Below are 19110 nucleotides of genomic sequence, written 5' to 3'. Positions count from 1 at the left end.
CGCTATACAGCCTCGATAGTTATCCGCATGTCGGTACCTTCGACGGTCCACTCCTGCTCGTAGCCGTCGTCGATGCCGCCGAAGCCACTCGCACGGACCTCGCCGGCGATGAGGTCCTCGTGTTCGCGGACGAGTCCCGCGATGCGGTCGTCGGCGATGTCGAGGGCGACGCGAATCTCGGCGTCGATTTCGAGGTCGAGGTCCTTACGCATCTCCTGAATCCGGCGGATGACCTCGCGGGCGTACCCCTCCGACTCGATGTCTTCGGTGAGCGTCGTGTCGACGTAGACGACGCCCCGGTCGTCGCCGTCGATGTCGAAGGCGGTTCCCTCGACGCCCTCGGGCGTGTCGGTGTTGAACGACACCATCTCCTCGGTCAATTCGACCTCGCGGCCGAGTTCCTCGGCGACGGCACTCGACAGCACATCGAGGGACTGTTCGGTGACGGTGACGGCGTTGAGCGCGTTCATCACCTCGCCGGCCTCGTCGCCGAATGCGGGGCCGAGCACCGACATGTCGGCGCGAGCGCTGTACTGCAGTTCCTCCCAGTCGGCGCCAGGTTCGACGAGTTCGATTTCGCGAGCATTCAGTCGGTCACGGAGCAAATCTCGGTGCCGGTCGACGGCCTCGGCGGCCTCGGCGTCGTCGGCGGCAACGACCACACGCGTGACGGGCCAGCGCAGTTTCCGCTCGGCCTGCTGGCGAGCGTTCGACCCCGCCTCCTCGACGGCTGCGACGATTTCGACATCCGATTCCAGTTGCGTGTCGTGGAAGAACTCCTCGACCTCGGGCCACTCACACATGTGGACGGTGTCGAAACCGTCCTCGTCGGTGAGCGTTCCGTAGATGTCGTCGGCGACGAACGGCGCATAGGGCGCCAGCAGTTTCGTCGTCTCGACGAGCACGTGATACAGCGTCGCGTAGGCGGCCTGCTTGCTTTCCGATTGCTCTTCCTCCCACATCCGCTCGCGGACGACCTGGATGTAGAACCGCGAGACGTCCTCGACGATGAACTCCAGCAGCGCGTCCAGTGCCTTGTCCTGTCGGTAGTCGTCCCACTGTTCGGTCATCTCGGCGGTGACCGACTGGAGACGGGAGAGCACCCACTCGTCAACCGTCTCGAGGGCGGCGTCCTCAAGGGACACCGAGCCGGGTTCGAAGTCGTCCATCCGCATGTACGGCAGCGGGAAGCGGAACACGTTCCAGAGGATGTTGAGGTCCCGCTGGCGGTTGCCCATCTCGTCCCACGAGAAGCGCATGTCGTCGCCCTGTGGGTTCTGACTCAGCAGGAACAGCCGCATCGGGTCGGCGCCGTGGCGGTCGATGGCCTCCTGTGGGGCGACGATGTTGCCGATGGATTTCGACATCTTCCGGCCGTCCTCGGCCAGCGCCCATCCGTGCATCAGTACGTCGTTGTACGGCACTTCACCGAGGGCGGCGGTTCCCATCCCGAGTTGCGACCAGAACCACCCGCGGGTCTGGTCGTGAGCCTCCATGATGAGGTCGGCGGGCCACAACTCCTCGAAGTCGTCTTCGTTCGACGGGAAATCGAGCGTCCCCCACGAGGCGACCGACGAATCCAGCCACACGTCGAAGACGTCCGGAACGCGGGTGTAGGTGGTGTCGCCGTCGGTGATGGTGATGTCGTCGACGGTCGGTCGGTGGAGGTCTATCTCCTCGGGGTCGATGTCCTGGTCTGCGAGGTCGGCGAGTTTCTCGCGGGTGCCGACGACGATGGCGTCGCCCATGTGGCCGTCCCAGTCCTGTGGCGTCCAGATGGGGATGGGGATGCCCCAGTAGCGCTGTCGGGAGACGTTCCAGTCCGGGGAGTTCTCGACGAACTTCCGGAAGCGGCCCTCACGGGCCTCCTGTGGGTGCCACTCCGAATCCTCGATGTTCGAGAGGAGTTCGTCTTTGATGTCGGTGACCGTGATGAACCACTGGTCGGTGACGATGCGGACGATGTCCGTATCACAGCGCCAACACTGCCCCTCGTCAATGACGTGGCCGGACTCCGAAAGCATGAGGTGGCCGTTCGCACGGAGGTCGGCGATGATGTCGTCGTTGGCGTCGCGGACGAACTCGCCCTCGTAGTTACCGGCTTCGGCGGTGTAGACGCCGTCGGAGGCGACCGGACAGAAGATTTCGAGGTCCAGTTCCTGGCCGCGCTCGAAGTCCTCCTCACCGTGGCCGGGGGCGGAGTGAACCATCCCGGTGCGGTCGACCTCGACGTAGTCAGCGTGATACACCTGCTGGGAGCCCTCGGCTTGGGCGTGGTCGGGGACCTCCTCGGCCAGCGGGTGGTCGTACTCCCAGCCGATGAGGTCCGAACCGGGGAGTTCCTCGAGAACGGTGTAGTCTTCGGGTTCGGCGCCGACCCGCTCCATCACGTCGTCGACCACGTCGCTGGCAAGATACAGAATCTCATCGTCGTACTCGACCTCCGCGTAGATCACGTCCTCGTCGACGGCGACGAAGGTGTTTGCGGGGATGGTCCACGGCGTCGTCGTCCAGATGACGAGGTTACCCTCACGATTCCGAAGGGGGAACTTCACGTAGATGGAGGGCGCCTCGGCGGTGTGGTACTCGACTTCGTTCTTCGCGATGGCCGTTTCACAGCGAGGACACTGCGTGATGGACCGTTTCCCCTGCGTGACGAGGCCGCGCTCGTGGGCCTGCTCGAAGCCCCACCACGCCGCCTCCATGTACTCCGGTGAGACGGTTTTGTAGGGGTTGTCCCAGTCCATCCAGACGCCGAAGGACTTGAAGTCGTTCTGGAGCCCTTCGAGTTGGGAGTCGGCGAAGGTCTTACACTCCTCGATGAAGTTCTCCATGCCGAACTCCTCGATGTCCTTCTTGTTGTCGAAGCCGAGTTTCTCCTCGACTTTCGTCTCGATTGGGAGGCCGTGCATGTCGTAGCCGGGGCGGTCGGTGACGTTGTGGCCCCGCATCCGAAGGTGGCGGATGTAGGCGTCCTTCAGCGTCTTGTTCCACGTCGTCCCCATGTGGGCGGCCCCGGAGGTGTACGGCGGCCCGTCGACGAAGAACAGCGGTTCTTCGTCCGCGAAGCGCTCCTTGGTCTGCTCGTAGGCGTCGACGGCGTCCCAGTGGTCGAACACCCGCTCTTCGACCGCGTCGGGGTCGTACTGGTCGTCGACCTCGGCGAACCTGCTCATATGTCCTAATCCGGCCCCGCTGTTAAAGGAGAATCGGTACCGTGCGAAGGGCTCTACGCGCGTCGCTCGCGGAGTCGCGGCAGAAGGTGGTCGTTACCGAGCGAGAACGCACCGTACAGGGCGACGAACCCCATCACCGCGAGCCAGGCTGCGAACATGGTGTTTCCAGCGTCGAGATACGACAGACTGGTCAGTTCGGCGAAGACGCCGGCCCCAGCGAGGGCGGCGGTCCCGATGAGGTAGGCGACGGACTCGATTCCGGCGACGAGGAGTTCTCGCATTGGCCCTACTCGGCGAGTGCGGAAAATAGGCTTTTCGACTGAACGGATGAATCGAAACGCTTTCGCTGACGAGTCGAAAACGGCAACCATGAGCCATCAAACAGGGGGGCGAAGCCTCGACCACGCGCGGTTGGCAAAACTGGGATTTCTGGTCGGCGTCGGCCTCTTCGCCGTCGGTGCCGTCGGTGAAATCGGCGGGCACGCCGTCCTCTCGACGGTACCGGCGACGCTGGATACGGTCTTTTTCGGCATGGAAACACTCGGCGTGGTCATCGGCCTCGTTACGCCGATCGTCTTCGGCGCAGTGCTCCCGCTAATCGAGTAGTCACGCGCCGATTTCGACGGCGAAATCCGACTGGAGCCACGTTTCGGGGTCCTCCCGGTCGTAGATGACGACTTCCCCGTCGCCGAGCGAGAGGTGTGCGTACCGCTCGTCGTCGCGAGCGGAGTGTGGCGGTGCTTCGGTCATCGGTTCGGGCAACTCGTCCGAGTCGGAGGGTGTGTCACTCATTCGCAAGCGAGCGGAAGCGGTAGACGGTGTTAAGCGTTCTGTCGATATCGAATTCATACTTATATGCTGTATTATGTCCTTAATATCGGATGGCGAAACCCTTGACCGTCCGTCCACACGTACCGACGGCTGATGGCGACGTTTCCCGACCCCGAGACCCGAAACTCCCTCTCGGCGGACTGCCGGCGCTGTCCCCGACTCGTCGAGAGCCGGAACTGCATCTCCTGGGGCGTCGGCTCGCGTGATGCGACGCTCGTCGTCGTCGGCGAGGCTCCAGGTGCCGGCGACCCCGACGCCGACCGCTGGCGGGGCGGCAACCACACCGGGATGGCCTACACGGCACGCCACAGCGGCCGCCGCATCCGCGAACGCTTCGAATCGCTCGGCTACGACGAGGAGGAACTGTACTTTACGAACGCCGTGAAGTGTTTTCCCGCCGAAAAACCCGAGGACCCCGATTCGTCGAACCGCGAACCGACGGCCGAAGAGCGTGCCAACTGCCGACCGTACCTGCGTTCGGAACTGGTCGACATCGAACCGGCGTGTGTCGTTCCGACCGGCCGCCACGCCACGGAATCGCTGCTGGCCGCCGCCGACCGGAGCCTCGATGGCTTCCTCGAAACCGTCCTGACGACTATCGAAACCGACGCCTTCCCGCCGTTGGTCCCAATACTACACCCCTCCTATGAGAATATCTGGGTTCCGCGACTCGGCTACGAGCCCGAGGAGTACGAATCGGCCATCTCGACGGCGCTGGAACGCGTCGGCGCCGGCCCCCGGTGACCGAGCGGTGGTCAACCGGCCTACGGTTTTTTGTCGTTTCCGCCGGACTCTCGAAGCATGGACGACGAGGAGACCCTCGCTGCGGTCAACGAACAACTCGAACGCGTCGGTGACTACGAACTGTACGACGACCTCGGCCCAGTCGACTACTGGGAGGCGTTCCGCGAGTTGCCGTTTCTCACGGGGAAGGACCTGAAGGCCGACTACGACGACCACGCCCCCGAGGGGTCGCTGTACGACGGCGCGGCGATGATGTGTTTCACGCCGCTCGGCGACGACCTCGCGCCCGTCTTCGACACGACGGCGGACCTCGAATGGCAGGCCGAGGCCAACGCTCGCGCCTTCGAGCGCGCCGGCATCGAAGCGGGCGACCGCGTGCTCAACACCTTCGGATACCACACCTTCGGGACAGGTATCATCGTCCAGCGCGGCCTCGAAGCCCTCGGCGCTGAGGTCATCCCCGCCGGACCGGGCGAGTCCGAACAGGCCGCCGGAACCATCTCACAATTCGACGTCGACGCCCTCGTTGGCAATCCCTCCTTCGCACTGAAGGTCGGTGAGGCAGGCGCCAGCGTCGACACCTTCGTCGGCGCCGGCGAACCGTTCACCTCAATCCCGGGCATGCGCGAGCAGGTCAAAGACGCCCTCGACGCCGACACCGCCGTCGACTACTTCGGGACCAGACAGATACTCCCGGTCGCCGCCGAGACCGAAAACGAGGACGGCCTCTACCTCCTCGACGACTACGCCCTCATCGAGGTCGTCGACCCCGACACCGGCGAGTTGCTCCCGTTCGGCGAACGCGGAGAACTCGTCGTCACCCACCTCAAGAAGGAGGGCTGTCCGCTCGTCCGCTATCGCACCGGCGACCTCGCCGAGTGGGAGCAACGCGACGGCGAGGTGGTCCTTCCCGACGGCGTCATCGGTCGCACCGACGGCCGCCTCAAAGTCAAGGGCGTCAAACTGTACCCCGAATCGCTCGGCACCGTACTGGCCGGCTTCGAGGAACTGACCGGCGAGTTCCGACTGGAGGTCTCACGGCCGGAGTCGACCGACCAGATACGGCTGGTCGTCGAGGGCAATGCCGACATCGAAGAACTCGCGGCGGCGGTCAAAGACCGCCTGCTCGTCGCGCCCAACGAGGTCGAGTTGGTCGACGACATCGACGACACGGGCGTCGTCGACGAGCGGTACTGAGCGACTCGCTTTTCACCCGACCATCGTCAGGCCGCCGGAGACGCTGAGCACTTGGCCCGTGACGAAGGCGGCGTCGTCGCTGGCGAGGTAGGCGACCGCACCGGCCACGTCGTCGGGTTCGGTCATCCGACCGAGCGGTGTCTGGGATTCGATACTCCCGAGGATGTGTTCGGCTAATTCCGACTCCTCACGTATCGCCTGCGTGAGCGGCGTGTCGGCGGGGCCGGGGCAGACGACGTTGCAGGTGACGCCGTCGCGAGCCAGTTCCCGAGCGAGCGTCTTCGTGAAGGCGATAACGCCGCCCTTCGTGCCGGCGTACACCGCCTCACCCGACGAACCGACTCGGCCGGCGTCCGAAGCGATGGCAACGACGGTGCCACCGTTTTCCCGGTCGGCGAAGACCTCGCCGGCCGCCCGCGCACAGTTGATTTGCCCGCGGAGGTTCACGTCGATGATGCGGTCCCAGCGGTCGGGGTCCTGTTCGAGGAACCACTCGATTCGGTCCCAGCCGGCGTTGTTTACGAGCACATCGAGTCCGGCGCGGTCGACGACCGTTTCGACCATCTCTCGAACCGAACCGAGGTCGGTCACGTCCGCGACGACGGGGAAGGCCTCACCGCCGGCTTCCTCGATTGCCTCGACGGTCGCTTCGGCCCGTTCCTCGTCGATGTCGTTGACCGCGACGGTCGCACCTTCCTCGGCCAACCGCCCCGCGATGGCGCTGCCGATGCCGCCGCCCGCACCTGTCACCAGTGCCGTCTTCGTTTCCAATCCACGCATATTCGACCCGTCGTCCCCCGGTGTTATATCCCTGTGGGATGACCACACGACACATGACGTACGAAACCATCGCTGTCGACCGCCACCCCGAGGACGACCGTATCGCACGGATTCGGTTCGACCGAGCCGACCGCAACAACGTCCTTGATTCCCGAGTCCTCGACGAGTTGACCGTCGCGATTACCGACGCCGATCGCGACGACGACGTCCGCGGCATCCTCCTCGGGTCGACCGAACCGCCCTTCTGTTCGGGGGCCTCGCTCGCGGAGTTGACCGAACTACAGTGGGAGGAGGGCGCCCGCTGGATGACGGCGTACTTCGAGACGCTGGATTTGTTGCGCGATACCGGCAAGCCGGTCGTCGCCGCTGCCGAGGGGACCTGCGTCGCAGGCGGCAACGAACTCGCCTCGGCGTGTGACCTCATCGTCGCCGGCGAGTCGACCCGCTTCGGCCAACCGGAGGTCGGCGTCGGCTCGACGGCCGCCGGCGGCGGCGTCCAACTCCTTCCGTTGATGATTGGCGAGAAACGCGCCCGGGACCTGCTTTTGACCGGCCGACTGCTGGAGGCCGAGGAGGCGAAAGCCATCGGTCTCATCAACCGCGTCGTCGACGACGGCGACGCCGAGGCGAAGGCCGCGGAGATTCTCACGACCATCGCCGACGAGAAGAGCCCACAGGCCTACCGCACCATCAAGGCCGTGATGAAGCAGTGGACGAACCTCGGGTTGACCGGTCAAGAGATGGCCCGAGACCTCACCGCCCGGGTGTGGGACTCCCCGGAGTTCCAGGAGCGCGCCGAGGCGTTCCTCGCACGTGAAGAACAGGAGCCCCGGCCGTTCCACGGGACGCGGCCCCGGGACCCCGAGGACGTGGAGTAACTACCGCTCTCCGAGGAATCGCTCCACCGCCCCAGAAAACAGCGCCTCGAAGGCCGCATCCGAGAGGTCCCGCTGTAGCAATCCCTCGTACTCCGCTCGATACGGGTGTGGGATGTTGGGGTAATCCGAGCCGTACATGACTCGCCCCGACAGTTCCTCGAACACCGAATCGTCGATTTCGCTGGGGTCGAAATCCATGTACTCCCCGACGGCCGTCGACATCGCGAAACAGGTGTCGAGGAACGCGTTGTCGTGGTTTCGTGCCGTCTCGATGAACTCCGCCGTCTCGAAGGCGCCCATGTGGGCCGCACAGGCCCGGACCTCCGGATACGACTGGAGGAACGACCGGAACGATTCGACCCCGACGTGCGGCGAATCGCGGAACATCGGCGCGGTGCCGGCGTGGAACAGAATCGGCCGGTCGTACTCCGCGGCCAACTCGAAGGCCGGGTCGAGACGCGGGTCGTCGGGGCCGACTCGCTGGACGGGACACTGGAACTTCAATCCGCGTGCGCCCGCCTCGAACGCTTCCCGGACGATGGGTCGAACGTCGTCATCACCATGGACCGTCGCGAAGGGAACGCACATCTCGGATTCGGCGGCGCGTTCCAGCACCCACTCGTTGAGGTCGGCGGCGATGTCGGGCTTGTGGGCGTACGGCAGCGCACAGTAGCGTTCGACGCCGTTTGCCCGGAGTTCCGCTTCGATACCCTCGCGGTCGGTCGGATGGGGAAACTCCCAGCCGGCGTCCTCGTTGAGCGCGCCGCGTATCGCGGCCATCAGTCGGTCGGGCATGAGATGGACGTGCACGTCCGTCGCGCCTGAAAGCGTCTCGTCGGTCATCGTCCCAACTTGTACACCCCACGGGCTTCCGCACATCGGTCCCCGCCCGACTCGACGACCACGTCGGCGACGCCGACGGTGTCACCGTGCCGCCGCACATCGGCGTGGCCTTCGAGGTCGGCCTCCCCCGCATGGGTCAGGTAGTCGACCCGGAGGTCGACGGTTGGCGTGTACCGGCCCAACTCGCCGACGAACGGCGCGGCGCCGGTGAGGTCCGCAAGCGCCGAGATGACGCCGCCGTGAATCGCCGGTACCTCGGGGTTGCCGAGTAGCGACTCATCGAAGGGCCACCGCGTGTGGGCACCCTCGGCGGATGCCGAGACGATTTCGATGCCGTTGGCGCGGTGAAACGGGAGGTCGAGCAACTCCCGTGCGGTCTCGGTGGCGTCGGCCATCAGTAGGCGTAGGGCCACTTCCGCAGGTACTCCTTGAGTTGTCCGAGCGCGGCGAGGACGCCCTTGGGTTCGACGGCCAGCACGATGATGATAATCATGCCGAAGAACACCGAGACCAGCGACGTTGCGTTCAGTCCGGTGGCCGCCGAGACCGACTGCAGGATGCTCTGTAGGATGTCCTGCAGTATCGTGACGACGCCGACGCCGATGAGCGCACCCCACACTCGGCCGAGTCCGCCGAACAGCAACATCACGTAGTGTTCGAGGGTGAGCGCGAGCGTGAAGTAATCGGGACTAATAAAGCCGATGTAGAAGGCGTACAGTCCACCCGAGAATCCAATCATGAACCCACCGATGGCGAACGCCAGCAGTTTGTTCTTGAAGACGTTGACCCCGAGCACCGCCGCCGCGAGGTCGTTCTCGTGGACCGCACGGAACGTCCGGCCGATGCCGGTCCGCGAGAGGTTCAGCGATAGCATCGCGAAGAGCAACATCGCTACGAGCGCGAGGTAGTAGATGGTCAGGTCGCCGCCCAAGTCACCGAGCGGCCCGATGAGGCCGATATCTGACGATATCTGCTGTTGGGAGCCACCGTGAATCCACTCGGCGCGGCTGTTGTTGAAGAACCACTCGGAGATGAACTGCAGCGCCAGCGTCGAGATTGCGATGTAGAACCCCTTGACGCGGAACGACGGCAGGCCGAAGGCGACGGCGACGAGCGCTGCCATCAGGCCGCCGACGACCATCGATGGCAGCAGGCCGACGCCAGTCGTGAGCATCCGACTCGTCGCGTACGCGCCGATGGCCATGAACGCCCCCTGTGCGAGGACGATTTCGCCGGCGTACCCCAGGATGACGTTCAATCCGAGTACCGCGATGGCGAAGATGAACATCTGCGACAGCAGCGAGATGTTCCCGCCGCCCAACCCCAGCATCGGGAGGATGAACGGAATCGGTAACGCGAGGACGAGTGCGACCCGCTGGATGCGCCAGCGGAACAGCCCCATCCGGGACTCGTAGCTCGTGAAGTACTCACCGCAGGGCACGGCTACAGCACCTCCACGGTCGGTCGGTCACTCGCGGCCACCGTGGCCGACTGCACACAGTCGAATCGTCTCTCGCAGGTGTGTGTCTCGAACATGTTAGAGCCTCTCGATGCGTTCGGTGCCGAACAGGCCGTACGGTTTCACGACGATGACGACGAGCAGGAATATCAGCGGCAGTATCTCGCCGAAGCCGGCGCCGAAGTTCAGTTTCACGTCGATGATGGGGGCGGTAATCGCCGACCCACCTTCCAGGTAGAACGACCCCAGTTCCTGTAACAGGCCGACGATGATGGCCCCGATGAACGCCCCGGGGATGGAGTCGAGGCCGCCGAAGACGACGGCGGCGAAGATGATGATGCCGGTCGCCACGATGGAGAAGCCGGCACCCCCGGAGGACATCGCCAACAGCACCCCACCGATGGCGGTGATGCCGATGGAGAGCGCCCACGCGAGTGCGATGGTGCGTTCGATGCTCACGCCGAGTACCATCGCCGCCTGTTCGTCGCTGGCGGCCGCCCGCAGGATGCTGCCGGTGACGGTGTACCGGAAGAACAACATCAGCGCGATGACGACGACGAGCGCCAGCGACACCGCCAGCGCGTACGCCGCCGAGATGGACGTACCCAGCGGGAGGTCGATGCTGAATCCGAACGTCAGCGCCTCGGGGTACGACCGGTAGTTCGGCCCGAGCAGGAATCGGATGAACCCGCTGAAGATGCCACCGAGCGCCAGCGTGACGATGATGACCGACAGCACCGGTTCGCCGATGAACTGCCGGAAGATGACCCGTTCGAGCAAAATCCCGAGAATGATGCCGAACAGAATCGTCGCGCCGACGGCTGCCACCGCCGGCAACGGCGTCGAAATCAGCGACGACGTGCCGAGGATGACGACGCCGTAGGCGCCGACCAAGGCGAGTTCGCCCTGAGCGAAGTTCAACACGCCCGTGACCTTGTAGATGAGCGCAAAGCCCATCGCGACCAGGGCGTACAGCGCCCCGAGACCGATCCCCGAGATGGTGATGTCGAGGAAGTTGACGACGTCGGCGCTAACCATCGAGTATCACCTCCTCGCCGTCGTCGGCCTCGACCGGTTCCTCGACATCGACGATAGCCATCGTGCCGTGTTCCTGCGATTCGCGTCCGTCCTGGTACGTTATCGTTATGTCCATCTCGACTTCCTCTTGGTCACTGTACAGTCCGTCGACGAGTTTCCCGTAGCGGTCGACGACGACCTCCCGGCGTATCTTCCCCGTCCGGGTGAGTTCGCCGTCGTCGGCGTCGAACTCCTTGAACAGGATGAGGAACCGCTCGATGGGGTGTTCGAGGTCCTCGTTGGTTTCGGCGACGACCTGTCGCATCAACTCCAACACCGGCGGCTTCTGGGTCAGGTCCTTGTAGCCGGCGTACTGGATGTCGCGTTGGTCGGCCCACTCGGCGACGTTGTCGAACCGTAGGTTCAACACCGCAGCGAGCGAGTCTCGGCCGTCGCCGACGACCAGCGCTTCCTTCACGTAGGGGTTGAACTTCAGTTTCGTCTCGACGCTGATGGGCGCGACCGCAGTGCCGTCGTTCAACTCCAAGACGTCGTCCATCCGGTCGAAGATTTTGACCTGACCGTCGTCGGTGAGCGCCCCGAAGTCGTCGGTGTGGAGCCAGCCGTCCTCCATCGCGGATTCGGTCTTCTCGGGCATGCCGTAGTACCCCGAGGTGACGACCGGACCGCGGACGAGCAACTCCCCGCCGGGAGTGATGCCGACCTCGACGTTGGGGAACACCTCGCCGACGGTGTCGACCTGGATGTCGTCGTCGCGGTGCATCGTCACGAACCCACACACCTCGGATTGTCCCCAAATCTGCTTCAGGGGTACACCGAGGGCGTGATAGTACGAGAAGTGGTCCTCTCCGAGGGGGCCACCGCCCGTGTAGACGTTCTTCGCGCGCTTCAGCCCAATCTTGTCGAGGATGGGCCGGTAGGCGACCCAGTACGACAGCCAGTGGGCGGCCCGAAGGGTCGCCGGCGGCTCTTCGTCGCTTTTGTCGCCGCTGATGTACTCGGCGTACTTCCGGCCGATGGACATCGCCTTCTCGTAGACGAACCGCTTCAATCGCGTGGTGTTCTCGATTTTCGCCTTGATGTCGGCGACCCACGCCTCATAGCGGTTCGGCGACGAGAAGATGATTTCCGGGCCGATTTCCCTGAGGTCTTCTGCCTCCGTTTCGGGCTGTTCGGGGAAGTTGGCGGTCCAACCGCCGACGAACGCCGCCGCGATGAGTATCATCTGCTCGCCGACCCACGCCATCGGGAGATACGAGAAGTAATCGGACTCCTTCGGCAGCGGGTCGATTTCGATGGCCGCGTTCGCGAGGTTCAGGAAGTTGAAGTGGCTCAACTTCACCCGCTTTGGCATCCCGGTCGTCCCGGAGGTCGGCGGCAACATTGCCGGGGTGTCGGGGTCGATGGCTTTCACGCGCTCGTGGAGGTAATCATCGGCCACCTCACCGGTTTCGAGCCGCTCGGCGCCCAGTTCCTCGACGTGTTCATACGAGACGATTTCGGGGTCTTCGTGGTCGTCATAGCGGAACATCCCCTTCTCGTCGCGGTAGATGATGGTGTCCAGCGACGGCACGTCGTCGGCCACCAACAGCAGTTTGTCGACCATCTCTTGGTCTTCGGCGTAGACGACCGACGGCTCCAGCAGTTGGAGCTGTTTGCGGATGTCGTCGGGGAGCATGTCCTCGTAGTTCGGCGCGGCCATTCCGCCCAGCGACTGGGCGGCCATCCACGCCCACAGTTGGTGGGGGCGGTTGTAGCCGATGGTGAAGAGGACGTCTCCGGCCTCGAAGCCGTACGTTTCGAGGCCGAGCGCGAAGTGCTCGACGCGCTCGTAGTACTCCTCCCAGGTGAACTCCTGCCAGATGCCGTATCGCTTCCACCGCAAGGCGATGTCGTCGCCGTGTTCCTCGACGTGGTCGAAGAGGATTTCCGGCAGTGCCTGATCGGAGACGATGGGCACGTCCTCCCCCTCGGGGGCGGACAGCACCTGGTCGACTGCGAGGGTGTCGCCGACGTCGGAGACGTTTCCGTCTTCGGTTGCCATCTCAGTCCACCCCCGTGTACACGCGGGCGACTTCGGGGTCCTCGGTGACGACCTCGGGTGGGCCTCGCGCGATGACGCCCCCTTTCTGCATCACAATCATCCGGTCGGAGACGGAGGTAACGACTTCGAGGTCGTGTTCTATCATGACGAGTGCGAGGTCCTCCTGTTCGTGGAGGTCGGTCAGGAACCGAATCATGTCGTACTTCTCGTCGAAGGTGAGGCCGCTCATCGCCTCGTCCAACAGGAGGACATCGGGTTCCAGCGCCAGCGACCGCGCCAAATCGACGCGACGGCGGACGCCGAGCGGCAGCGTCGCGATTTTCGAGTGGCGGTGTTCCCACAACTCGAGGTAGTCGAGTATCTCCTCGACACGGCGCATGTTCTCGGCTTCGGACTTCCGGCCGGCGCCGTAGAACAGCATCGCCGACAGCAGGTTCGGTCGGTTCTTGACCGCCCGAACCGTCATCACGTTCTCGATGACGTCCTCGTCTTCGAACAGTTCCAGTCCCTGGAAGGTCCGTCCCAATCCGTGTCGGGCGCGGTAGTGTTCGGGCGTGCCGGTCACGTCCTCCCCGGAGAGGTACACCGTTCCGCCCGGGTCGGGCGTGTAGAACCCGTTGAGGATGTTCAGAAGCGTCGTCTTGCCGGCCCCGTTGGGACCAACAATCGACACCCACTCGCCGGGTTCGATGCCGATACTCACGTCGTCGACTGCGGTGACGGTGCCGAACGTCTTGGTCACGTCCCGACAGCCGATGACCGCCTCCTCAGGGGGTATCGCCGGGCCCTCTCGGAGCGACGCCGCGGCGGCATCGGCATCGGACCCCACATTAGCGTCGTCGACGCTCACCGTGTCCACCTCCAAATCCGAGACATCAGGTCCACCTCTTGCGTATCTTGTAGTGACGGATGTCGGTGTACCGGGAGCCTTCACCGGAGGTGCCGAGGTAGAACTCCTTGATTTCCTCGCGGTTCAACAACACGTCGGCCGGGTCGTTCAGCTCGATTTGGCCGTTCTCCATCACGTAGCCGTAGTCGGCGATGTCGAGCGTTCGCTGGGCGTTCTGGTCGGCAATAATCATCGTGATGTCTTCCTGTCGGTTGATTTCGACGAGCGTCTCGAAGATGTCCTCGACGAGTTTCGGCGCCAGTCCCAACGAGGGTTCGTCCAACAGCAGCAGTCGCGGCCGGTGGATGAGCGCCCGCGCGATGACGAGCATCTGCTGTTGGCCGCCGCTGGCGTACCCGGCTTTCAAATCGAGGATTTCCTCCAGTTGCGGGAAGTACTCGAAGGCGATTTCGTAGTCGTCCTCCTCGAACCGGAAGCGTCGGCCCCCGCGGTACAACCCACAGCGGAGGTTCTCCTCGACGGTGAGGTCCTCGAAGACCCGACGGCCTTCGAGGATGTGGGTAACCCCGCGGTCGACCATCTCGTTGGCCCCGTTGTTGGTCACGTCCTCGCCGTCGTAGAACACGCGCCCACGTGAGACTTCGCCACGCTCGGTGCGGCCGATACCGCTTATCATCTTGAGGATGGTCGACTTCCCGGCGCCGTTCGGTCCCAACAGCGCGACGATGTCGCCCTCCTCGGCGGCCATCGAGACGCCCTGTACCGCCAGGAAGTGGCGGTCGTAGACGATTTCGACGTTGTCGAGTTCGACGACCGGCGTCTCCTCGTCCTCGGCGCTGGCGTCCGCCGAAACCGCCTCGCGTTCGCTTGCGGTCATCAGAGTCCAATCCAGTCGTCACGCCGTGGCAGTTCGACCGTCGTGTCGAACTCGAAGGAACCGTCGGAAACCTCGAACAGACGGCCGGTCATCGTCGGCCGACGGTCGTCCTCCGCGTAGGTGAACGGCTCGGCGAGGTCCCACATGGTGTCGTCCTCGATGTCGAACATCGACTGGCGGACGTCCGACCCGCTCGTGGGGTCGCGGTCGGCGTCGATGGCGTTCTGCAGGCCCTTCAACACGAGCAGACCGTGGATGCAGCCGCGGACGTAGTTGAGGTTCGCGACCGACGGGTCGTCCATGTCCCGCCCCTCGCGTTCGAAGTTCTCCTCGATCATGGACGTGCCGTCGCCGCCCGAATCGAGTGCCCCCTGGAAGGTCCGGAAGGCACTGACGTAGCGGACGCCCTCGAAGTTCTCCGGGGACTCCTGGATGCGTGGTTCGTCGACGGTGTAGGTCAGTCCACAGACGGTCACGTCGGGGTAGATGTCTTCCCTGTCGGAGAGCAACACCTGCATCGGCGCGGCCGTGTTCTGGTGGATGAGGTAGTCCACGTCGGCGTCCCGCGCCTGCCGCAGTTGCGTCGTCGCGGAGTTGGCGTCCAGCGGGAGGTTGATGTCCGAGGCGACGTTCAATCCGAGTTCCTCGGCGTACTGCTTGCCGCCCTCGACGGGGGCCTTGCCGAACGGGTTGTTCGAGAAGATGAAGGCGACGGTCGCCTCCGCGTCGTTGTCGGCAATCCACTTGAGATGGGCCCGTGCTTGACTCGTGTAGTCGAGGTTGCCGAAGAAGTTGTAGGGGGCTTCCTCGGTCAGGAGGTTCGCCGAGTACGACGCCGAGACGTAGACGATTTCGTCTTCGGCAACCGTTCCCGACAGCGCCTCGGTGTCGGCAGTCCCCCAGCCGATAATCATCGGTGGTTCCGATCCCGAGGTGTACTCGTCGTAGTACTGCTGGGCCTGCGGCACCTCGTAGGCGTAGTCGTTGTTCGGGTGGTTGATTTCCTGCGGAATGAGGTCGTTCTCGTTGAAGTACGCGATGGCGTCCCGCGACCCGATCGCGGTCGGCCGTCCTACGTCGGAGGTTCCGCCGCTTTCGTCGTACAGACCCGGGACGGTGATGCTGTCCTCACCGCCGCCGTTTCCGTTGCCGTTACCGTTGCCGCCGAGACAACCGGCAAAGGCGCCGACCGCCATCGTGCCAGCCGTCGCCTTCATGAACGTCCGCCGATTGTGCGTGTTGTAATCGTGTCCCATGGCGCTACGAAACAACCGTTCGTAGGAATGCGGTTTATTCTTTACCCCTATAAACACCCTAATATGCCCGTATAAAAGTACTAAAACTCCTGGAGCCAAGATTGATGGCGCTCCTCGGAGAAAACGGTGATATGACCGACGACTGTGTGTTCTGTCGCATCATCGATGGCGAAATCCCGGCGCGAACCGTCTACGAAGACGACGACGTGCTGGCGTTTCTCGACGCCAACCCGCTCGCTCGCGGCCACACGCTCGTCATCCCCAAGAACCACCACGAGCGCGTCTCCGATTTGCCGGCGGCCGACAGGGACGCCGTCTTCGAGACGCTCGGACGGCTCACCTCCGCCGTCGAGGCGGCCGTCGACGCCGACGGCGTCACGGTGGGAATGAACGACGGCGACGCCGCCGGACAGGAGGTCCCCCACGTCCACGGCCACCTCGTTCCCCGCTTCGACGGCGACGGCGGCGGCGCCGTCCACTCCATCGTCCGGACCCTGCCGGAACTCTCCGACGAGGAGTTAGACGCCATCGCCGCCGACATCGGCGACAGCGCGGAGTAGGCCGACAACCGACCGGTCTTTCGACGGCTCGGGTTGCCAACGTCACACCCGGTCGATGACCATCTCCTCGGGGCGGCGAATCCGAAAGACGTCAGCGCGAGCCTCCAGCGCCGCCGCATCGTCGCGTTTCGCCGCCGATTCGGCGTGAATCGTCAACAGCGGGTCCCCCAGGTCGACCGCCTCGCCGGTGGCGACGTGCAACACCACGCCCGCAGCCTTGTCCTTCGGCGCCCCGGCCCGGCGGCCGAGTTCGGCCAACACACCGTTGTCGGCGTTCGTCACGACGCCGTCCCGTTCGGCGACGATGGTCTCGGTCAGCGACCCGATTTCGATGTCCTCGCGAGTCACGCCCCGGTCGCCTCCCTGTGCCTCGATGATGTCGCGGAACGTTTCGAGGGCGCGACCGGATTCGAGCAACGCCTCGGCGTCGGCGTCGACTCCACAGCGCTCCAGCAGTATCGACGCCAACTCGACGCTCTTCGAGCGGAGGTCGGAGGGGCCGTCGCCTTCGAGAACCGCGAGCACGTCGCGGGCCTCAAGGGCAGGGCCGATGCCCCGGCCGATGGGACCGTCGCCCCGCGTGATGGCACACTCGACGCGAACGTCGAGGTGTTCGCCGACCCGTTTGAACCCACGGGAGAGTCGACGGGCCTCCGCGAGACTCGCCACCTTCGCGCTCTCGCCGTAGGGGATGTCGACGACGACGTGGGTCGAGCCGGCGCTGCGTTTCTTCGAGAGCACCGATGCGATGACCTGCCCCTCGGGGTCCAGCGACAGCGGCGTCTCGACTTCGATGATGCGGTCGTCGACCGGCGAGAGGTCGACCGCACCACCCCACGCGATACAGCCGTTGACTTTCCGAACGACGGCCTCGATTTCCGACTGGCCCAACTCGACGTTACAGAACACCTCCATCGTGTCGGCCGTCCCTGCCGGCGAGGTAATCGCCCGCGAGGAGGTCTTCGGAATCTTCACGCCGGCAGCCGCGACGATGGCAACGACGATGGGCGTCGTCCGGTTGCCGGGAACGCCGCCGATGCAGTGTTTGTCCGCGATGACCGCGTCATCCCACGTGATTCGACTGCCCACGTCCGCCATGCACTCGGTCAGTGAGGTCGTCTCCTCGAGCGAGAGGCCGTTGGCCTGGAGGCCACAGACGTAGGCCGTCAACTCGATGTCGGTCAGGCGGTCATGGTAGATGTCCTGAACGATACTCCGGATTTCGGTGTGGTCGAGTTCGATATCTTCGAGTTTTCGCCGGACGTACCGCGTCGACTGCGGAGTGGGCGACAGGCGAACGTCGACCGACCCCTCAAGATGCATCAGCGGTCGCGTCATGCCGATAGTTCCGGGTTCTATCAGGTCGGTGGTCACCTTCACGACGCCGACCGTGGTTCCCGTGTCGTCGGATAACTCGACACGCTCCATCGCGTGGACGCCCAGCGCCTCGGCGTCCTCGCGGTGAATGACGACCGTCGGCGTCGACGTATCGAGGTCGAACGGCTCCGTCTCCAGTTCCATGCTTCGGCAACGTCGCCGACGACAAAGAAGGTCAGCCTCGCCGGAGGGCGCCGACGCCGGCGCTCACTCGTCGTCTTCGGCCGCTGGTGGGCGAACCGTCAACACGGGCACTGGCGACGTTCGGACCAGCGCCTCGGCGACGCTTCCGAGGAGATATCGGTCGAAACCGGTCCGGCCGTGGGTGCCGACAACGACGAGGTCGACCTCCCGTTCTTCGAGAAACGAGAGGATGGCCTTGTGGACCGACGACCCGTACTCGACGGCGCCGTGTACCTCCTCGACGCCCGCGCGTTCCGCGAGTGCCGTCGCCTCCTCGACGATGTCCTCGGCGCTTTCCTCCAGCATTGCGGTCTGAATGTCGCTTCGGACGTCGATACCGAGTGACTGGTAGGTGATGGCCGACAGGACGTACAGGGCGGCCTCGGCCTCGGTCGCCACGTCGGCCGCAACCGAGAGCGCTTCGGTCGCCCCCTCGCTGCCGTCGGTGGAAACCAACACGTCTCGATACGGGTAGTGGGGTTCGGCCGCGGCATCGGGTCGAATCGTGAGCACGGGAACCTCGGCACGCCTGACGACGCGTTCGGTTGTGCTCCCGAGTAGCAACCGCTGGAGGCCGCTGCGACCGTGCGTCGGCATGACGATGAGGTCGATGTCGTACTCGTCGGCGTATTCGACGATGGTGCGATACGGTTCACCCTGAACGACGGTCGACACTGTCTCGACACCGCGCTCTTGGGCGCGTTCAGCCACCTCTTCGAGGAGGTCCTCCCCTTCTCGTTCGAGCACGTCGACGACCTCGCCCTGAATTCGCGTGAGGCTATCCCGCGTCGTGTCCGCTACGTTGAGGATGTGTACCGTCGACCCGTGTGACGACGCGATGTCGAGAACGTGGTCGAGCGCGCGATTCTCCCCGTCGCTTCCGTCGGTCGGAAAGAGGATTTGGTCGTACATACGTCGGCTATCGTGGCCGGGGACCAAAACAGAGGGGGCCGCCCCTGATAGTCGTCGGTGTTCGGCTTGTCCAGAATATTGGGAACATGGGACAATATTATATCG

At 64.4% G+C, this 19110-nt stretch carries 19 protein-coding genes; 5 read left to right on the top strand and 14 right to left on the bottom strand.

The window, feature by feature from the left end; translation table 11 throughout:
• Positions 1 to 2 precede the first annotated feature (2 nt).
• The gene (gene ileS, locus NMP98_RS15100) at positions 3 to 3176 is read right to left on the bottom strand and encodes an isoleucine--tRNA ligase (RefSeq protein WP_254858693.1); all 3174 of its coding nucleotides are present in this window, start codon (positions 3174 to 3176) and stop codon (positions 3 to 5) included.
• A 53-nt stretch (positions 3177 to 3229) separates the two neighbouring features.
• Positions 3230 to 3457 carry a DUF8151 family protein gene (locus NMP98_RS15095; protein ID WP_254858692.1) on the bottom strand — a complete coding sequence of 76 codons (228 nt, stop codon included), beginning with the start codon at positions 3455 to 3457 and terminating at the stop codon, positions 3230 to 3232.
• 88 nt (positions 3458 to 3545) lie between these two features.
• On the opposite strand from NMP98_RS15095, the gene NMP98_RS15090 reads away from it, so the two are divergent.
• Positions 3546 to 3782, top strand: a complete 237-nt coding sequence (locus tag NMP98_RS15090) for a DUF7860 family protein (protein WP_254858691.1) — start codon at positions 3546 to 3548, stop codon at positions 3780 to 3782.
• On the opposite strand, the gene NMP98_RS15085 is transcribed toward NMP98_RS15090, so the two are convergent.
• Positions 3783 to 3968, bottom strand: a complete 186-nt coding sequence (locus NMP98_RS15085; RefSeq protein ID WP_156707795.1) for a DUF7331 family protein — start codon at positions 3966 to 3968, stop codon at positions 3783 to 3785.
• 132 nt (positions 3969 to 4100) lie between these two features.
• Here NMP98_RS15085 and NMP98_RS15080 point away from each other — a divergent pair, with 132 nt between their 5' ends.
• A complete protein-coding gene (locus NMP98_RS15080) occupies positions 4101 to 4751 on the top strand; it encodes a uracil-DNA glycosylase (protein ID WP_254858690.1) in 651 nt (216 codons plus the stop codon).
• A gap of 57 nt (positions 4752 to 4808) precedes the next feature.
• The gene (locus NMP98_RS15075; protein WP_254858689.1) at positions 4809 to 5948 is read left to right on the top strand and encodes a phenylacetate--CoA ligase family protein; all 1140 of its coding nucleotides are present in this window, start codon (positions 4809 to 4811) and stop codon (positions 5946 to 5948) included.
• Between the two features lie 12 nt (positions 5949 to 5960).
• On the opposite strand, the gene NMP98_RS15070 is transcribed toward NMP98_RS15075, so the two are convergent.
• Positions 5961 to 6728 carry an SDR family NAD(P)-dependent oxidoreductase gene (locus tag NMP98_RS15070; RefSeq protein WP_254858688.1) on the bottom strand — a complete coding sequence of 256 codons (768 nt, stop codon included), beginning with the start codon at positions 6726 to 6728 and terminating at the stop codon, positions 5961 to 5963.
• A gap of 53 nt (positions 6729 to 6781) precedes the next feature.
• Between NMP98_RS15070 and NMP98_RS15065 the strand changes: the two genes are divergently transcribed.
• Complete coding sequence (locus NMP98_RS15065; RefSeq protein WP_254858687.1) at positions 6782 to 7606, top strand: enoyl-CoA hydratase/isomerase family protein; 825 nt, start codon at positions 6782 to 6784, stop codon at positions 7604 to 7606.
• Here the strand turns inward: NMP98_RS15065 and NMP98_RS15060 are convergent, their stop codons facing one another.
• The 8 genes from NMP98_RS15060 to NMP98_RS15025 form a co-directional block, all read right to left on the bottom strand.
• Positions 7607 to 8449 carry an amidohydrolase family protein gene (locus tag NMP98_RS15060; protein ID WP_254858686.1) on the bottom strand — a complete coding sequence of 281 codons (843 nt, stop codon included), beginning with the start codon at positions 8447 to 8449 and terminating at the stop codon, positions 7607 to 7609.
• Entirely contained in the window at positions 8446 to 8844 is a 399-nt protein-coding gene (locus NMP98_RS15055) for a PaaI family thioesterase (protein WP_254858685.1), read from the bottom strand. The genes NMP98_RS15060 and NMP98_RS15055 overlap by 4 nt, the downstream gene beginning before the upstream one ends.
• A complete protein-coding gene (locus NMP98_RS15050; RefSeq protein WP_254858684.1) occupies positions 8844 to 9890 on the bottom strand; it encodes a branched-chain amino acid ABC transporter permease in 1047 nt (348 codons plus the stop codon). Before NMP98_RS15050 ends, NMP98_RS15055 begins: the two co-directional genes overlap by 1 nt.
• 96 nt (positions 9891 to 9986) lie before the next feature.
• Positions 9987 to 10946: a branched-chain amino acid ABC transporter permease gene (locus NMP98_RS15045; RefSeq protein ID WP_254858683.1), complete on the bottom strand. Its 960-nt coding sequence runs from the start codon at positions 10944 to 10946 to the stop codon at positions 9987 to 9989.
• Positions 10939 to 12990 carry an AMP-binding protein gene (locus tag NMP98_RS15040; RefSeq protein ID WP_254858682.1) on the bottom strand — a complete coding sequence of 684 codons (2052 nt, stop codon included), beginning with the start codon at positions 12988 to 12990 and terminating at the stop codon, positions 10939 to 10941. Before NMP98_RS15040 ends, NMP98_RS15045 begins: the two co-directional genes overlap by 8 nt.
• Before the next feature lies 1 nt (position 12991).
• Positions 12992 to 13840, bottom strand: coding sequence for an ABC transporter ATP-binding protein (locus tag NMP98_RS15035; RefSeq protein ID WP_254858681.1), 849 nt, complete (start codon positions 13838 to 13840; stop codon positions 12992 to 12994).
• Positions 13841 to 13865: 25 nt separating this feature from the next.
• Complete coding sequence (locus NMP98_RS15030) at positions 13866 to 14717, bottom strand: ABC transporter ATP-binding protein (protein WP_254858680.1); 852 nt, start codon at positions 14715 to 14717, stop codon at positions 13866 to 13868.
• The gene (locus tag NMP98_RS15025) at positions 14717 to 15973 is read right to left on the bottom strand and encodes a substrate-binding domain-containing protein (RefSeq protein ID WP_254858679.1); all 1257 of its coding nucleotides are present in this window, start codon (positions 15971 to 15973) and stop codon (positions 14717 to 14719) included. The genes NMP98_RS15030 and NMP98_RS15025 overlap by 1 nt, the downstream gene beginning before the upstream one ends.
• A 131-nt stretch (positions 15974 to 16104) precedes the next feature.
• On the opposite strand from NMP98_RS15025, the gene NMP98_RS15020 reads away from it, so the two are divergent.
• Entirely contained in the window at positions 16105 to 16533 is a 429-nt protein-coding gene (locus NMP98_RS15020) for an HIT family protein (RefSeq protein ID WP_254858678.1), read from the top strand.
• Between the two features lie 42 nt (positions 16534 to 16575).
• Here NMP98_RS15020 and NMP98_RS15015 read toward each other — a convergent pair whose 3' ends face one another.
• Positions 16576 to 18054: an AMP phosphorylase gene (locus NMP98_RS15015; protein WP_254858677.1), complete on the bottom strand. Its 1479-nt coding sequence runs from the start codon at positions 18052 to 18054 to the stop codon at positions 16576 to 16578.
• A gap of 63 nt (positions 18055 to 18117) precedes the next feature.
• Entirely contained in the window at positions 18118 to 19005 is an 888-nt protein-coding gene (locus NMP98_RS15010) for a universal stress protein (RefSeq protein ID WP_254858676.1), read from the bottom strand.
• Positions 19006 to 19110: the final 105 nt, after the last annotated feature.

Origin of the sequence: Natronomonas gomsonensis, assembly GCF_024300825.1 — an archaeon.
In the GTDB taxonomy this organism is placed as follows: domain Archaea; phylum Halobacteriota; class Halobacteria; order Halobacteriales; family Haloarculaceae; genus Natronomonas; species Natronomonas gomsonensis.
The sequence above is the reverse complement of the archived record's forward strand: the minus strand, read 5'-3'. Positions and strand labels throughout refer to the sequence as shown.

Bases quoted from the DNA above. Each gene is read 5' to 3' on its own strand.
- ileS (WP_254858693.1), bottom strand. From the start codon at position 3,176: ATGAGCAGGTTCGCCGAGGTCGACGACCAGTACGACCCCGACGCGGTC.
- NMP98_RS15095 (WP_254858692.1), bottom strand. From the start codon at position 3,457: ATGCGAGAACTCCTCGTCGCCGGAATCGAGTCCGTCGCCTACCTCATC.
- NMP98_RS15090 (WP_254858691.1), top strand. From the start codon at position 3,546: ATGAGCCATCAAACAGGGGGGCGAAGCCTCGACCACGCGCGGTTGGCA.
- NMP98_RS15085 (WP_156707795.1), bottom strand. From the start codon at position 3,968: ATGAGTGACACACCCTCCGACTCGGACGAGTTGCCCGAACCGATGACC.
- NMP98_RS15080 (WP_254858690.1), top strand. From the start codon at position 4,101: ATGGCGACGTTTCCCGACCCCGAGACCCGAAACTCCCTCTCGGCGGAC.
- NMP98_RS15075 (WP_254858689.1), top strand. From the start codon at position 4,809: ATGGACGACGAGGAGACCCTCGCTGCGGTCAACGAACAACTCGAACGC.
- NMP98_RS15070 (WP_254858688.1), bottom strand. From the start codon at position 6,728: ATGCGTGGATTGGAAACGAAGACGGCACTGGTGACAGGTGCGGGCGGC.
- NMP98_RS15065 (WP_254858687.1), top strand. From the start codon at position 6,782: ATGACGTACGAAACCATCGCTGTCGACCGCCACCCCGAGGACGACCGT.
- NMP98_RS15060 (WP_254858686.1), bottom strand. From the start codon at position 8,449: ATGACCGACGAGACGCTTTCAGGCGCGACGGACGTGCACGTCCATCTC.
- NMP98_RS15055 (WP_254858685.1), bottom strand. From the start codon at position 8,844: ATGGCCGACGCCACCGAGACCGCACGGGAGTTGCTCGACCTCCCGTTT.
- NMP98_RS15045 (WP_254858683.1), bottom strand. From the start codon at position 10,946: ATGGTTAGCGCCGACGTCGTCAACTTCCTCGACATCACCATCTCGGGG.
- NMP98_RS15040 (WP_254858682.1), bottom strand. From the start codon at position 12,990: ATGGCAACCGAAGACGGAAACGTCTCCGACGTCGGCGACACCCTCGCA.
- NMP98_RS15030 (WP_254858680.1), bottom strand. From the start codon at position 14,717: ATGACCGCAAGCGAACGCGAGGCGGTTTCGGCGGACGCCAGCGCCGAG.
- NMP98_RS15025 (WP_254858679.1), bottom strand. From the start codon at position 15,973: ATGGGACACGATTACAACACGCACAATCGGCGGACGTTCATGAAGGCG.
- NMP98_RS15020 (WP_254858678.1), top strand. From the start codon at position 16,105: ATGACCGACGACTGTGTGTTCTGTCGCATCATCGATGGCGAAATCCCG.
- NMP98_RS15015 (WP_254858677.1), bottom strand. From the start codon at position 18,054: ATGGAACTGGAGACGGAGCCGTTCGACCTCGATACGTCGACGCCGACG.
- NMP98_RS15010 (WP_254858676.1), bottom strand. From the start codon at position 19,005: ATGTACGACCAAATCCTCTTTCCGACCGACGGAAGCGACGGGGAGAAT.